A 14,324-nucleotide genomic window follows, 5' to 3' on the forward strand; every position below is an offset into this window, starting at 1 on the left:
GACGGACCCGTACGTCTCTCCTCGCCCGTCCGGCGGTGGCCTCCCTCGCCGCCGGGTCCCCGCCGCGCGATCGTTCCGACCCGCGGGTGTCGCCGGCCCGTCCGTCCGACACCGGGGACCTGAACGGCAGCGCGCCCGCCCTCCTCGTCACCGCGGAGTTCGACCTCCTCGGACCGGAGGGCGAACGCTACGCGGGACGGCTGCGGAAGGCGGGCGCGCTGGTGGACCACGTCGACGTGCCGAAGGCGGACCACGGATACGACGGCACGGACGCCGACCGGGCCCGGGAGATCTGTGCCGTCATCGCACGGGATGTGCGGCAGACCGTCGGCACCGGGGCGGGCGAGGCCGACTGGCCTCGGGACCCGGTCGCCGACTCCGGCTCGCGAGGGCTCCGTCGGCGGGGTGGTGTCGCGGACGGCGGGACACCACGGGACCGGGCTGCGTCACGGGCAGGTGGCGCCCCGGACGGGAGGCCGGGGGTCTCGTTGTCGCGGGAACCCCGGCCGTCCGGTCCTCCATGCCCCTTCGTGGAGCTCGCGCCGGGGACTAGGCGCTGACCTGGGGCGGTGAGATGCCCAACCTGTCCGCGTTCTCCATGAGTTCGCGCCACACCTTGGCCGCCACGGGCACCCCCTCCCCCGCGCGCCGCTCCGCCACCGAGGCGCTGCGCTCGCCCGGATAGAACACCCCCTGCGCACCGTCCGCCGGGGTCAGCGCCTTGAGGGTGGTGAGTGTGGCGTCGACCGCCGCGGTGAACGCTGCCGGGTCGCCGAAGGCCGCCGGGTCGATGGCGATCAGCAGGGCGTTCTGGCGGTGCTTGCGTCCCGCGGGATCGTCGGAGTGGAAGGCGGCGAAGATGGGCGCTCCGACGAGCACGCTGGTCAGCAGCTCGAAGGCGAGCGACATGCCGGACCCCTTGGCGCCGCCCAGCGGCAGTGGCATCACGGCCTGGTCCGGGTCGGTGGTGGGGGTGCCGTCCTCGGTGGCGGCGGCGCCCTCGGGCAGCGGGGTTCCGCTCGCCCGGGCCTGCCGGATCTTGGAAGTCCTTCAGCATCGCGGTGCCTTCGACGGCGTTGTCCTGGGGAACGCGGGCCATGATGCCGAAACGGTCCGGGTGGGCCTCGCAGGCTTCGAGGGCGTAGTCGATGCGGTTGCCCTCCCACGACGGGGGCAGAATCAGCGCCCGGTTGACGCCGGCCTCGTCCATCAGCTCGAGGGCCTCCTCGTAGGAGAAGGGGTCCTCCCGGTGTCCGTTGAGGCGGATGCGCTCCCGTGCGCCCGGGACCCAGGGGCGGTCCGGGGTCTCTTCCTTCCAGATGTGGATCTGGGTGTCGACAACGAACATGTCATCTGCCGTTTCTCTGCGAAGGGGGTGGTGAGGTGGTGCGGATGGAACGCTAGGTCGGCGGAAGGCCTTTGCCGAGGGCTGGGAGTGCAAGCAGTTCTTGCGCGAAAGTCCCCTGCACGCAGGGCATGTTCAGGTTGCGCGGATGTCGCCGAAGACGGTGTCCGCGATGTGTTCCGCGATCGCCATCGAGGAAGTCGCCGCGGGCGAGGGCGCGTTGCGTACGGCGGTGACCGCACCGACTTGACGGATGACGAAATCGTCCACCAACGAGCCGTCCCTGCCGAGTGCCTGGGCGCGTACGCCGGCTCCGACGCGCACCACGTCACCTGGGTGGATGGCGGGGACGTACGCCTTGGCGGCCTTCATGTAGGCGTCCACCGACAGGGAGCCGTGCATCTCCTTGATGCCGGTGCGCCAGTGCCGCCCGGCCAGCCGCCACATGCCGGGGAAGCGGGCGATGCGGGCGAGTTCGCGCAGGTCGATGTCCGAGCGGCGGTAGCCCTCACGGGAGAGGGCGAGGACGGCGTTGGGGCCGACCTCGACGTCGCCGTTCACGCGGCGGGTGTAGTGGACGCCTAGGAAGGGGTAACGCGGGTCGGGCACGGGGTAGATGAGGCCGCGGACCATGTGGGCCCTGCTCGGCGAGACCTTCATGTACTCGCCGCGGAAGGGGATGATGCGCGGCTCGTCCCCGTCGTCGGCGAGCCGGGCCACGCTGTCGCTCTGGAGTCCCGCGCAGAGGACGAGGCGGTCGACCCGCAGCGTTTCGGCGGCGGAGGCCACCTCGATGCCGCCGCCGGTCAGCCGGGTGACGCGGGTGACCGGGAAGCCGAGGCGTACCTCTCCGCCGGACTCCACGATGTCCCGGGCGAAGGACCGGGCGACAGCGGTGTAGTCGGTGATGGCGGTGCGCGGGGAGTGCAGCGCCGCCAGGCCCACGGCGTACGGCTCTATCTCGTGGATCTCGCCCGCGCCGACCCGGCGCAGGCCGGGCACCCTGTTCTCCAGGGACTTGGCGTACAGGGCCTCCAGGCGCGGCACTTCGTCGTCCGTGACGGCGACGACGAGCTTGCCGCACTCGTCGTAGGGCAGTCGCCGCTCCTGGCAGTACGCGCGGATCATCGCCATGCCCTTGGTGCACAGCCGGGCCTTGAGGCTGCCGGGCGTGTAGTAGATGCCGGCGTGCACCACGCCGGAGTTGTGCCCGGTCTGGTGGACGGCGACCTCCTGTTCCTTCTCCAGCACGACGACCCGTGTGCCCGGGCGGCGCAGGGCGATCTCCCGGCCCGTGGCCAGGCCCACGATGCCGGCGCCGACGATGCCGATCGTCTCGTCAGCCATCGGCTTCCTCCTTTTCGTCGTTCGGTGCCGTGTCAGACACCGAAGTGGATGGCGACAGTCTTGACCCGGGTATAGAAGCGCAGCCCTTCCTCGCCCTGCTCCTTGAACGGCGACCCGGAGTCCCGGAAGCCGCCGAAGGGGTGGTGGACGTCCCAGCCCGAGGTGGTGGTGTTCACCGCGATCTGCCCGCACTCGGCCTGGTCCGCGAACCGATGGGCCGCGCCGAGGTCCTGGGTGAACACGGCGGCGGCGAGACCGAAGACGGAGTCGTTGACCGCCTCGACCGCCTCGTCGAAGGAGTCCACCGCGCACAGCGCGACGACCGGCCCGAACACCTCCTCGCGCCAGATGTCGAGCTCCGGGGTCACCTCGCCGAGCACGGTCGGGTTGACGTAGCAGCCGTGGCTCAGCGCCTCGTCCGTGGGCCGGTCGCCGCCGGCGAGGACCGTGGCGCCCTGCTTCACGGCGCGCTCGATGTCGGAGAGGACGCTGTCGCGCTGCCGGGCGCTGACCAGCGGCCCCATCGTGGTGTCCGCGGCGAGTCCCGGTCCGACGCGCAGCGCCGCCGTCTCGGCGAGCAGCAGCGCGGTGAACTCCGCGTACACGGGGCGCTCGACGATGACCCGGCTGGTGGCCGTGCAGCGCTGTCCCGCCTGGGCGAAGGCCGCGGCGGCCACGGCCTGGGCGGCGGCGTGCAGATCGGCGTCGGCGAGGACCACGGTGGCGTTCTTGCCGCCCAGTTCGCCCTGGAAGCGGACGCCTGTACGGGCGAGCGCTGCCCGCAGGCTCTCGCCGACCTCGTTGCTTCCGGTGAAGGTGAGGGCGGAGAGGCGTGGGTCGCGGAGCAGTGCGTCGGAGATCTGCGAGCCGCGTCCGGTGACCACGTTGAGGACGCCCGCGGGCAGCCCGGCGTCGTGCAGGGCGCGGGCGAAGTGCAGGGCGGCCTGCGGGGTGTCGGTGGCCGGCTTGAGGATCGCCGCGTTGCCCGCCGCGAGGCACGGGGCGAGCTTGCGGGCCGGGGTGATCAGCGGGTCGTTCCAGGGCGTGATGGCGAGGACGACGCCGATCGGCTCGCGCTGGTGGTGGGTGCGGGTGTCGGGGCGTACGTCGTGCACCAGCGTGCCGTAGCCCTGGCGGGCGATGCCCGCGTAGTACTCCAGGAAGTCGGCGGCCTTGAGGGTCTCGCCGGTCGCCTCGGCGCGGGTCTTGCCCATCTCGGTGCTGAGGTCCTCGGCGATCCCGGCGACGCGCTCGCGCAGCAGCCGGGCCGCGTCGGTCATGATCCGGGCGCGTCCGAAGGGGCTGGTGCGCTTCCAGACGGCGAAGCCCTGTTCGGCGTGGTCGTAGGCGTCGGTGACGTCGGCGGCGCTCAGTGCGGGAACGCGGGCCACGGGGGTACGCAGATCCGCGGGGTCGTGGACCTCGATCCACTCGCCGGTCGCCACCCACTCCCCACCGGAGAGGGTTTCCAGGGTACGCATCAAGATCACTTCTCTCGTCCGCCGCGGTGCGGGGCCGCGGTCAACCGGATGGGACGGCCCTAGGGCCGCAACGACAACACACGAGGGGAGGCGGGGCCGTCCACCCCCGCGGCGGCAGACATTGCTTTCGCTCCGCGCGGGCCGCCCATCAGGGGATTCGTGCTGGAATCGGCGGGCCCGACAGCACAACCCCATCCGGAGGAAAGACATGGCTTTCGCAGTCGTCGCCCACTACCGGTGCGCACCCGCCGACGAGGCCACCGTGCGCGCCGCGCTGCTGAAGATGCGCGAACTGACGCCCACCGAGCCCGCGAACCTCGCCTACGAGGTCCACGCGGAGGCGGACCGGACGGGCTCGTTCGTGCTCTACGAGCGGTACACGGATCGCGCGGGTTTCGAGGCGCACAGGGCGGCGGACCACTTCACGGAGTTCATCGTGGGGTGTGTGCTGCCCCTGCTGACGGAACGCACGGTGACGTTCGCCGAGGTCCTCTGAGCGGTCGGCCGGAAGACCGGGAGGCGCCTCCCCGGCGTGCGCCGAGCCGTCGGCAGGCGGGCGGCTCGGCGCGCTCACGGACCTGCTCCGAGCCGTCGGCCGGCAGAAGGCCCGACGCGCCGTCCGACGTACTCCGAGCCGTCGGCCGGGAGGCGGTCCGCGTCTCCCGGCCGGCGTCGGCCGACGGTCAGAACTCGTTGCCCCAGCAGTAGCGGGCGAGTGTCTCCACCAGGACCAGCTTGCGGCGCTGGTCCTCCGCGCCGAGCAGCGGCCGGGCCGCCACGTCGGCGAAGCCGCGGGACGGCGCGAGGGCCATGTCCTCGATGTCCTTGATCTCGGCAGCAGCGTCGATGCGCGCCAGCACCATGTCGATCTCCTCCAGCTCGGGCGTGGTCGCGTCCACGACCCCGAGGCACGCGTCCCGGTCCTCGGGCAAGGCCCTGAGCAGGTCGGTCTCGCCCGCCGTCCCCCGGTCGTACGGGAGGATCCAGCGGTCCGCGGGGACCTCGCCGTACAGCCGCTCGGCCCTGGCCCTGTCCACCGCGGCCGGTGCCTCCCAGCCGGGGCTGACACCGATCCGTACACCCTCGGGCCGTTCCTCCAGGCGTACCGCCATGGCCTCCACGGCGAGCGCGTCCTCGAAGGACAGCGCGCCGGGGGCGGCCGGGTCGGAGGCGAGGTGACCGAGGAGCAGGGGGTTGTTCAACTGGATCAGGCGGACGCCACGGGAGACGAGCAGGGCGATCTCCGCCTGGATGATCTCCGCCAGGGCCTCGCCGAGTTCACGGGCCGAGGCCGGACCGCCGGAGGCCGCGAGGCCGGGGTCGAAGGTGGTCGCGGCGAGGTAGGCCGGAGAGGGCAGGGACGCCTTGGGGGCGATCACCGTCAGCTCGGCGAGCCGGGCCACCCGGTCGGCCAGCAGCGGGCCGTTGGCCTTGGGCATGGACTCGGCCACCCAGCGGGACAGTCCGTCGGGCCCCGTGTCCTCTGTCCGGCGGAAGCCGGAGACGGTGCCGAGGACGGCTCCTCGGAAGTCCTCGCGGGGGAAGTCGCCGTCGGTGACGACCGTCGAGCGCACCTTCCGCTGGAGGGCCACCGCCTCGGCGACCGCTTCGTCCAGCGAACCTGGGTCGTCGCCCGGGGCGGTGAGGGTGACGGGGCGGACCAGGCTGCCGTGGTGGTCGATGCGGTAGTTGAACGTGTCCGCCATGGTTCAGGCACCCTTCTCGGTCTGCTCGGGCTGCTCGGAGCGCTCGGGCTGCTCGGAGTTCTCGGGCCTTCCGGCGTCGTCGGCCGCGGTGCCGGCGACGCCCCAGGCGGCGAACTCCAGTTCGTAGCCGAGGGACGCGAGGACGTCGTCGGCGACCTGCTGGTCCTCGTCCGCGGTGCCGCCCGCGATGCCCAGTCCGCCGATGATCTCGCCGTCCTTCTTGATCGTGACACTTCCCTCGGCGGCCATGATGGGCAGGGCCGCGCCGGGCAGTTGGGAGAGCTGGGAGAAGAAGACCGGCTGGCTCTCCTGCCACTTCTTCAGCATCTTGCCGGGGCGCTGCATCACGGCCGCGGTGTACGCCTTGGCGCGGGCGATGTCCGGGGTGAGGGGACGCGCGCCGTCGGAACGGCGGACGCTGATGACGAACCCGCCCGCGTCCACCACGGCGACGCTCACCGCCTTCCCGAGCGCCTGGGCGCGCTTCAGAGCGGCGCCGACGATCTCTTCGGCGGCGTCGAGGGTGAGGCTGCTCATGCTGCTTCCTTCTGTCCGAGAGTGCGGCGCAGGTGCGCGACGGCGTGGTTGTACACCACCTACGTCCCCTCCCCCGTCCCCCATCTCTTCAGGAACATCGGCGACGGCCCGCTGCGCATCCTGTGGGTGTACTCCTCGGGCCATGTGACCCGGACGTTCACGGGGACCGGCAGGACGGTCGAACACCTCTCGGACGAGGACCAGATGGGCTGAGCGTTCCACGCACGGGGCGGCGGCCGGCGCGCGGGGCGCGTCTCGTACGGTGATCATCGGCGTCCGGGGCATCGCGTCCCCGTGCGCCGGTCACCCCGCCCGGGAGGAATCGCGTGCGGGACCGCTCGATCCCCTCGTGAAAGGTCTCGTCCAGTGCCCGTCGACGCCCCGCGCGACCGTGTCCGTACGGCGGCGATCGGTGCCGCCCGTTCGCGGCCGTGCACCCTCGTCGTCTGCCGAGGCTGCTGTTGCGGCGATCCCCGGAAGTTCCCGGACAGCGATCACGCCTGGCAGCTGGAGCGGTTGCGGGCCGGCGCCGAGGCGTCCGGGGGACGCTTCGCCGTACGGACGACGGATTGCCTCGGGCCCTGCGACCAGGCGAACGTGATCGTGGTGCAGCCGTCGGGCGAGGGCAGGCGCGGCGGCGGCCGGCCGACCTGGATCGGTTTCGCCATGGATGACGACTGCACGGACGAGCTGCTGGCGTGGGCCGCCGCCGGGGGGCCGGGCGTCGCCGCGCCACCGGTCGCGCTGGAGCTCCAGTTCGTCCGTCCGCCCCGCGAGGCCCGGGCCCGCCGGCGGCGTTGAGGTCACGGACGGCGGCTTCCCCCCTCGGCGAGGCCCCCGCCGCGGGCGAGAATGACGACGGCCCCGCCCATGAGGGCGGGGCCGTCTTCAGGAGCGGGTCCGCACGCGGCTACCGGGTCGGTGCCCCTTGCGAGGGCGCCGGTGCGAGGCCGGTGGGCCGGGTGGTGAAGACACCCCGTCCCTGCGTCCGGCTGCGCAACCGGGTCGCGTAGCCGAAGAGTTCGGCCAGCGGCACGGTGGCGGTGATCACCGTCGTACCCACCCGGGTGAGCGAGCCCGAGACCCGGCCGCGCCGGGCCGCGAGGTCGCCGAGCACCCCGCCCACCGCGTCCTCGGGCACGGTGACGGTGACCTCGACCACCGGTTCCAGCAGGAGCATGGCACTGGCGCGCAGCGCCTCACGCAGCCCGAACCGGCCGGCCGTGCGGAACGCCATCTCCGAGGAGTCCTTGGCGTGGGTCGCACCGTCGGTGAGGGTGACGCTCACCCCGGTCACCGGATGACCGCCGAGGGGACCCTCGGCGAGCGCGTCCCGGCAGCCGGCCTCCACGGCACGGACGTACTCCTGCGGTACCCGGCCGCCGACGACGGTCGAACGGAACACGAAGCCCGCCGGACTCCCGTCGGCGCCGCCCGGGGCGGACCCCAGCGGCTCCACGTCGAGGACCACATGGGCGAACTGCCCGGCACCGCCGTCCTGTTTGACATGCCGGTACACCAGGCCCGACACCCCGCGGGCCACCGTCTCGCGATAGGCCACCCTCGGCCGCCCGACGGCGACGTCGAGTCCGTGGGCGCGCCGGATCTTCTCCACCGCCACCTCCAGATGCAGTTCTCCCATGCCCGACAGCAGCGTCTGCCCGGTCTCGGGGTCGGTGCGGACGACCAGCGAGGGGTCCTCCTCCGCCAGACGCGTCAGCGCCGACACCAAGCGGTCGGTCTCGGTGCTCCTGCGTGCCTCGACCGCCACGGACACCACCGGATCGGCGACCGCCGGCGGTTCGAGGAGCAACGGCGCCGCAGGGGCGCACAGGGTCGCCCCGGCCCGGGCGGACTTCGGCCCGATCACGGCGACGATGTCACCGGCCACCGCGCGCTCCAGCTCCGCGTGGCGGTCGGCGCGGACCCGCAGGATCCGCGCGATCCGCTCGGTGCGTCCCGTGCCCACGTCCACCACCGCCTGTCCCTTCTCCACCGTGCCCGCGTAGACCCGCACATACGTCATCCGTCCGGTGGCAGTGGCGTTCACCTTGAACACCAGCCCGGCGAACGGCGCCGCCGGGTCCGCCGCCCTTTCCTGTTCCGCGCCGCGGTGCGTGCCGCGCACGGCCGGCACGTCGAGCGGCGAGGGCAGATAGGCCACCACGGCCTCCAGCAGCGGTTCGATGCCACGGTTGCGGTAGGCCGAACCGCACAGCACCACCACTCCCTCACCAGTACGGGTCAGGTCGCGCAGTGCGGCCGAGAGGGTCGCCGCGGAGACGGTGGAGCGGGCGCAGAACTCCTCCAGGGCCACCGGGTGGAGTTCCGCCACCGCTTCCTCCAGCAGCCGGCGTCGCCGTCGGGCCTCCTCCAGCAACGCCTGCGGCACCGGGCCCTCCTCGGCCGACTCGGCGCCGTCGGCCCACACCGACGCGCGCATCCGGAGCAGGTCGACCACCCCTGTGAAGGCGTCCTCCGTTCCGATCGGCAACTGGACGACCAGCGGCGCCGGATGCAGCCGTTCCCGGATCGACGCGACCGCGCTGTCGAGGTCGGCACCGGCACGGTCCATCTTGTTCACGAAGGCGATCCGCGGAACGCCGTGCCGGTCGGCCCGCCGCCACACCGACTCGCTCTGCGGCTCGACGCCCGCCACGGCGTCGAACACCGCGACGGCGCCGTCGAGAACACGGAGCGAGCGTTCCACCTCGTCGGAGAAGTCGACGTGGCCCGGGGTGTCGATCAGGTTGATCCGGTGGCCGTCCCAGGCACAGCTGACGGCCGCCGCGAAGATGGTGATGCCACGGTCGCGCTCCTGGGAGTCGAAGTCGGTGACGGTGGTGCCGTCATGGACCTCGCCCCGTTTGTGGGTGGTCCCGGTGAGATAGAGGATCCGTTCGGTGACGGTGGTCTTCCCGGCGTCGACATGGGCGAGGATGCCCAGGTTGCGGACGGCGGCGAGGGAGTCGGTGAGGTGGAGGTGCAGGTCGGTACGCACGGCCCAGGGCCTTTCGGACGATCCGGAAACGGGTCGGCGCGATTCCCGGACGACACGCCTGTGATCAGGCGGTGGAGGACCTCCGGCAGGCAGGGTGTTCGGCGACCGGGCGTGCCGGTCGCCACCGTGCGGGGCGGGAGGTCAGAGGGTCGTCGCGGGCATCCGGTTCCGGCCGCGCAGCCGGTACCGGGCCCGCAAAGACACGAGGATCACCTCGTACTGTGACCGGGGAACGACGACAGCGATGCGGTAACGCACGGCCCGGCTCCCCTCGTTCGTCACGACACACGCGGCGCCGAACGGGCGGCGTGTGATTCCGTGGCGAGTGTAGGGAACCGGGCGCGGGCCGCGCACCGGGTTTTCCGAGGTCCGCTCAGGCCGCCGATCGGCCCGTCAGTTGCGGCTCCACCGCTGGTTCGTTCCGCCGTTGCACGACCACAGGACGATCGGTGTGCCGTTCGCCGCGCCGTTGCCCGACGCGTCGAGGCACAGACCGGAGACTCTGTTGGTGATGGTGCCGGCAGCGTTGACGGTCCACTTCTGGTTGGTGCCGCCGTTGCAGTCCCACAGGACGACCCGGGTGCCGTTGGCGGTCCCGCTGTTGTAGGCGTCCAGGCACTTGTTGCCGTAGACGACGAGTTCGCCGCGCGAGGTGGCGGTGAACGTCTGGTTCTGTCCTCCGCCGCAGTCCCAGAGTTCGGCCTGGGTGTTGTTGGTGATGGCGCTTTTGAAGAAGTCGAGGCAGCGTCCGGAGCCGGTGCCGACGATCGCGGTCCCGTCGGTTCCGGGGAGGGCGCGGACCGCGACGGCGTCGACATCGGGCGCTGTGCCCGAAGTCGCCGCGAAGGTCAGGGTGTTGGAGCCCTTGGCCAGGGAGGCGAGGACGGAGACGGTGCGGTACGTGCTCGACGACCCGGTGGGCGGGAAGGCGAGGGTCTGTGTGTACTGGTCGTTGACCCGGAAGGTCGCCCTGCGCGCCGTGGAGCCGCCGTTGGCGTAGCTGATGTCGACCAGTTTCGTGCCGGCGGCGGCCGTGCTGACGCCGGTGAAGGTCGGTGTGGTGGCGGAGGTGGTGTCCTCGTACGTCGTCCCGGAGCCCTCGGTGCCGGCGACGGTGAGCAGGACGGCCTCTCCCGCGGGCACACCGGTGGTGTAACTCGTCGCGTAGGAACCGGCGTTGGTGGCCGACCACACATTGCGGACCGCGGCGGAGGCCGTGGTCAGGCCCATGTCCGCCCAGCGGGCGGTGATGTTCGCCGCGGCGGACGTCCGGTTCAGCAGCAGGACCGCGCGCTTGCCGGCGCCGGAGAGGACCTTGCTGTAGACCTGAAGGCCCGTCGTGTCCTCGGCGACCTTGACGCCCTGGAGACCGCGCGGGTCCTGGTCTATGGCGATGACCTCGGAGTCGGTGAGGACCGACGTGGTCGACGCGCTCATGGTGGCCAGGTTGTTGCCCGCGAGCAGGGGCGCGCCGGAGATGGCCCACAGTCCCATGTGGGTGCGGTTCTGGGCGGTGCTCAGTCCCGTCATGCCGACGGTCATCATGTCGGGGTCGTTGTAGAACCCGGTGTGCTGGGCGCCGGGGTGCAGTGACTTGTCGAAGTTCGCGAGGACGCTCGACATCGAGGGGTTGTCGGGCCAGTAGACGATGTCGGTGCTGGTGCGCCACAGGTCACCGGTGCCGGCGGCCCAGTTCCACGGATTGCCCGTGCCCCATTCGCACAGCGACAGGACGAGCGGGCGTCCGGTGACCGCGGTGGCGGCGGCGTTCGCGTCGCGGATCGCCTTGTACGTCGTCTCCTGGTCGAGGCCCTCGGCGTCCCCGCCGCACCAGTCGACCTTGACGAAGTCGAAGCCCCAGTTCTGGAAGGTCTGGAGGTCCTGCTGGTTGTGTCCCTCCAGCCCGGTGCCGGGGGCGGGCGGCGTGGTGGAGGGGGTCGGGTAGTAGTAGCCGCAGCCGTTCTTCCCCGCGTCGGTGTAGATCCCGGCCTTGAGTCCCTTGCCGTGGATGTAGTCGGCGATGGCCTTCATGCCGCCCGGCCACTGGGTGGTGTCGACGCTGATGTTGCCGCCGCTGTCGCGGGCGCCCTGCCACCAGCCCTCGTCGATGTTGACGTACGTGTATCCGGCGGCGGCCATGCCGGAGGAGACGAGGGCGTCCGCCTGGGCCTTGATGGTGCCGTAGTCGATGGCGCTGGCGAAGCTGTTCCAGGACGCCCAGCCCATCGGCGCCGGGGTGACCCCGATCTGGCTGGTGGCGACCGCGGCGGGCTCGGCCCCGAGCGGCGCGGCCGAGCGGCCGAGTCCGGTCAGTCCGGCGACGGCGAGCAGCAGGACGGCGCAGTGGACGCCCGCGCGTCTGAGGAGGTGCACGAGAAACGGCGTGTTCGAAATCGGGGACATGCGGCTCTCCCTTGGGGGATTCGTTCGCAGACTCGAACAAAAGTCAACGCGACTCGCCATATGGCAGCGTCTCGGCCGGGCCACGTCAAGTCCCCTGCCACAAAAGGCCGTTCACTCTCGGACCGCCCTCGACCGACCCAGGGACGCCGGGTGCGTGAGGCGCGGCCCGCTCGTGACGCCGAGGGGAGCGGAAGGGGGAGAGTGAACGGGACGCGGAGCGACGGCCGTACGCCGACCGGCGCGCCCTCGCGATACCTTCGCCCTGTCAGAGCCCCCTGGGGCCACCAGCAGGTCTTCACCATCGGGATGGACATGCGCGAGGAAGCGATCGTCGAGGCAGCCACCGGAGTTCATCTGGTGCACGGCAGCAACACGAACTGGGTGGTGCTGACCGAGGGCGACTCCGTCACCCTGATCGACACGGGCTATCCCGGCGACCGCCAAGAGCTCCTGGCGTCACTGAGGGCCCTCGGGCACGCGCCCGAGGCCGTGAGCGCCGTGCTCATCACGCACGCGCACAACGACCACCTCGGCTCCGCCGAGTTCCTGAACAGCACCTACGGCACGCCGGTCCAGCTGCACGCGGCCGAAGTGCCGCACGCGCGCCGCGAGTTCCTGCACCAGGTGAGCGTCGGGCAGGTGATGCGACAGTCCTGGCGTCCCGGCGTGCTGCCCTGGGCGGTGCACGCCATCCGCTCCGGCGGCACGGCGGACGTGCGCATGACGAAGCCCGAGGCCTTCCCGCACGAGGGGCCGCTCGACCTGCCCGGCCGGCCGGTCCCGGTGCACACCCCCGGCCACACGCCGGGCCACTGCGTCTACCACCTGCCGGACGCCGGAGTGCTCATCTCCGGCGACGCTCTGGTGAGCGGCCACCCCACGTCACGGATACGGGGTCCGCAGTTGCTGCCCGCGATGTTCGACACCGAGCGCGGCGGGGCACTCGCCTCGCTCGATCGCATCGAGGCCCTGGCCGCCGATGTACTGCTGCCCGGGCACGGACCCGTGCACCGCGCCCCGGTGCGCGAGGCGGCTCAGCGCGCCCGGGAGCTGGCCGGCTGACGACGTTCGGCCGCACCGCCCGCGGGCCGGGCCCGCAACCGGGTCCCGCCCGCGGACCCGGTTGGGTCACGCCCGCGGACCCGGCCCGCGGGCGGGACAGCGGTGCCGCTTGACGCGTGGGACATACAGGCGCAAGGTGTACATATACCTCGTAAACATACGCTGTCCGTTCCCGTATCTCACCCAGGAGCGTCGTCACCATGACGCACAGCAAGCCGAGTCGCGCGGAACCTCCGGAGGCCGGGTCCCCTTCGGCCGGGGTCCCGGACGTACAGACCGTCCGGCCCACCCCCGGGCTCCGGCACCAGGTCTGCCGTGCCCATGCGGCGCTCGCCTCCCGACCGCCGCCCGCGCGCACACGAAGGAGCCGGGCCCATGAGTGCCCCCTCAACCATTCTCGTCACGGGCGGCGCAGGATTCATCGGCAGTCATGCCTGTGTCGAATTCCTCGACCACGGCTACGAGTTGATCGTGGTCGACGACTACTCCAACAGCAGTCCACAGGTGTTCGCCCGCGTGGAACGCATCGCGGGCCGCTTTCTCGGCACCGTCTATGAGCTGGACATCCGTGATCGACGTGCCCTGTCGGCCGTCTTCGACCGACACTCAGTGGACGCCGTCGTGCACTTTGCCGCGCACAAGGCCGTCGGCACGTCGACACGGATGCCCATCGAGTACTACGACGTCAACGTGGGCGGAACGACCGCGCTGCTGAACACGATGCACGAGCACGGGGTGCACCAGCTCGTCTTCTCCTCCTCCTGCTCCGTCTACGGCGACGCCGGCCACGGACCGCTCGACGAGTCCACCCCGGCCCAGCCCACCAATCCGTACGCGGCCTCCAAACTCGCCTGCGAGCAGATCCTCGCCGACGTCTGCCGGCGCCGCCCCGAGTACACCGTGCTGTGTCTGCGGTACTTCAACCCGGCCGGCGCCCACCCCAGCGGACTGCTCGGCGAGGACCCCGGCGACTCACCGGAGAACCTGCTGCCGAACGTGGCCCAGGTGGCCGTCGGGCGCATGGAACGCCTCCGCGTCTTCGGCGACGACTACCCGACAGCGGACGGGACGGCGATCCGCGACTATCTGCACGTCATGGACACCGTCGAGGCCCACCGCGTCGCCCTCGACCACCTCGCGGACGAGCGGGGCATGCGTGTGTACAACCTCGGTATGGGCAAGGGGAGTTCGGTCCTCGATGTGATCGCCGCCTTCTCCAGGGAGTCCGGCAGGACCATTCCCTACGGGATCGTCCCGCGCCGCCCGGGCGATGTCGCCGAACTCGTGGCGGACGCCTCCGCCGTGGCACGTGCCTGGGGTTGGCGCCCTTCCCGGGACCTCGCCGACATGTGCCGGGACGCCTGGCGGTTCCAGCAGCTCAACCCCCACGGTTACTCCGGCTCCGCGCGGCGCCCGAACGGCAAGGGATGACGGGCGCCGCA

General features: G+C 71.8%; 13 protein-coding genes. 6 read left to right on the plus strand and 7 right to left on the minus strand.

Annotated features, from left to right (window positions below; all coding sequences use genetic code 11):
- Positions 1-35: 35 nt before the first annotated feature.
- A complete protein-coding gene (locus OG788_RS05975; protein ID WP_406369410.1) occupies positions 36-560 on the plus strand; it encodes an alpha/beta hydrolase fold domain-containing protein in 525 nt (174 codons plus the stop codon).
- Here OG788_RS05975 and OG788_RS05980 read toward each other — a convergent pair.
- The 3 genes from OG788_RS05980 to OG788_RS05990 form a co-directional block, all read right to left on the minus strand.
- On the minus strand, positions 550-1,038 hold the full coding sequence (locus OG788_RS05980; protein WP_406376681.1) for an Ldh family oxidoreductase: 489 nt from the start codon (positions 1,036-1,038) through the stop codon (positions 550-552). The two genes, OG788_RS05975 and OG788_RS05980, sit on opposite strands and share 11 nt — an antisense overlap.
- A 442-nt stretch (positions 1,039-1,480) precedes the next feature.
- Positions 1,481-2,692, minus strand: a complete 1,212-nt coding sequence (lhgO, locus tag OG788_RS05985) for an L-2-hydroxyglutarate oxidase (RefSeq protein WP_406369411.1) — start codon at positions 2,690-2,692, stop codon at positions 1,481-1,483.
- Positions 2,693-2,724: 32 nt separating this feature from the next.
- Complete coding sequence (locus OG788_RS05990; protein ID WP_406369412.1) at positions 2,725-4,173, minus strand: aldehyde dehydrogenase family protein; 1,449 nt, start codon at positions 4,171-4,173, stop codon at positions 2,725-2,727.
- A gap of 208 nt (positions 4,174-4,381) precedes the next feature.
- On the opposite strand from OG788_RS05990, the gene OG788_RS05995 reads away from it, so the two are divergent.
- Positions 4,382-4,669 carry an antibiotic biosynthesis monooxygenase gene (locus OG788_RS05995; RefSeq protein WP_351541982.1) on the plus strand — a complete coding sequence of 96 codons (288 nt, stop codon included), beginning with the start codon at positions 4,382-4,384 and terminating at the stop codon, positions 4,667-4,669.
- A gap of 187 nt (positions 4,670-4,856) precedes the next feature.
- Here the strand turns inward: OG788_RS05995 and OG788_RS06000 are convergent, their stop codons facing one another.
- Together OG788_RS06000 and OG788_RS06005 are read right to left on the minus strand one after the other, a co-directional pair.
- Positions 4,857-5,879 (minus strand): methionine synthase II (cobalamin-independent)-like protein, encoded by a 1,023-nt coding sequence (locus OG788_RS06000; RefSeq protein WP_406369413.1) that lies wholly within the window; start codon positions 5,877-5,879, stop codon positions 4,857-4,859.
- 3 nt (positions 5,880-5,882) lie between these two features.
- Positions 5,883-6,416, minus strand: a complete 534-nt coding sequence (locus OG788_RS06005; RefSeq protein ID WP_406369414.1) for a heme-binding protein — start codon at positions 6,414-6,416, stop codon at positions 5,883-5,885.
- A 48-nt stretch (positions 6,417-6,464) separates the two neighbouring features.
- Between OG788_RS06005 and OG788_RS06010 the strand changes: the two genes are divergently transcribed.
- Both OG788_RS06010 and OG788_RS06015 read left to right on the plus strand, forming a co-directional pair.
- Positions 6,465-6,629 carry a hypothetical protein gene (locus OG788_RS06010; protein ID WP_406369415.1) on the plus strand — a complete coding sequence of 55 codons (165 nt, stop codon included), beginning with the start codon at positions 6,465-6,467 and terminating at the stop codon, positions 6,627-6,629.
- A gap of 153 nt (positions 6,630-6,782) precedes the next feature.
- Positions 6,783-7,217, plus strand: a complete 435-nt coding sequence (locus OG788_RS06015) for a (2Fe-2S) ferredoxin domain-containing protein (protein ID WP_406369416.1) — start codon at positions 6,783-6,785, stop codon at positions 7,215-7,217.
- 109 nt (positions 7,218-7,326) lie between these two features.
- Here OG788_RS06015 and fusA read toward each other — a convergent pair whose 3' ends face one another.
- Both fusA and OG788_RS06025 read right to left on the minus strand, forming a co-directional pair.
- A complete protein-coding gene (fusA, locus tag OG788_RS06020) occupies positions 7,327-9,417 on the minus strand; it encodes an elongation factor G (protein ID WP_406369417.1) in 2,091 nt (696 codons plus the stop codon).
- A 393-nt stretch (positions 9,418-9,810) separates the two neighbouring features.
- Entirely contained in the window at positions 9,811-11,820 is a 2,010-nt protein-coding gene (locus OG788_RS06025) for a lectin (RefSeq protein WP_406369418.1), read from the minus strand.
- Positions 11,821-12,132: 312 nt separating this feature from the next.
- Between OG788_RS06025 and OG788_RS06030 the strand changes: the two genes are divergently transcribed.
- Both OG788_RS06030 and galE read left to right on the plus strand, forming a co-directional pair.
- Positions 12,133-12,882 (plus strand): MBL fold metallo-hydrolase, encoded by a 750-nt coding sequence (locus tag OG788_RS06030; RefSeq protein ID WP_406369419.1) that lies wholly within the window; start codon positions 12,133-12,135, stop codon positions 12,880-12,882.
- Between the two features lie 375 nt (positions 12,883-13,257).
- Entirely contained in the window at positions 13,258-14,313 is a 1,056-nt protein-coding gene (galE, locus tag OG788_RS06035) for a UDP-glucose 4-epimerase GalE (protein WP_406369420.1), read from the plus strand.
- The last annotated feature ends 11 nt before the right edge of the window (positions 14,314-14,324 follow it).

Source organism: Streptomyces sp. NBC_00647 (assembly GCF_045207245.1).
Lineage (GTDB): Bacteria > Actinomycetota > Actinomycetes > Streptomycetales > Streptomycetaceae > Streptomyces.

Coding starts and splice junctions, on each gene's coding strand:
- lhgO (WP_406369411.1), bottom strand. CDS start 2,692: ATGGCTGACGAGACGATCGGCATCGTCGGCGCCGGCATCGTGGGCCTG.
- OG788_RS05990 (WP_406369412.1), bottom strand. CDS start 4,173: ATGCGTACCCTGGAAACCCTCTCCGGTGGGGAGTGGGTGGCGACCGGC.
- OG788_RS05995 (WP_351541982.1), top strand. CDS start 4,382: ATGGCTTTCGCAGTCGTCGCCCACTACCGGTGCGCACCCGCCGACGAG.
- OG788_RS06000 (WP_406369413.1), bottom strand. CDS start 5,879: ATGGCGGACACGTTCAACTACCGCATCGACCACCACGGCAGCCTGGTC.
- OG788_RS06005 (WP_406369414.1), bottom strand. CDS start 6,416: ATGAGCAGCCTCACCCTCGACGCCGCCGAAGAGATCGTCGGCGCCGCT.
- OG788_RS06025 (WP_406369418.1), bottom strand. CDS start 11,820: ATGTCCCCGATTTCGAACACGCCGTTTCTCGTGCACCTCCTCAGACGC.
- OG788_RS06030 (WP_406369419.1), top strand. CDS start 12,133: ATGCGCGAGGAAGCGATCGTCGAGGCAGCCACCGGAGTTCATCTGGTG.
- galE (WP_406369420.1), top strand. CDS start 13,258: ATGAGTGCCCCCTCAACCATTCTCGTCACGGGCGGCGCAGGATTCATC.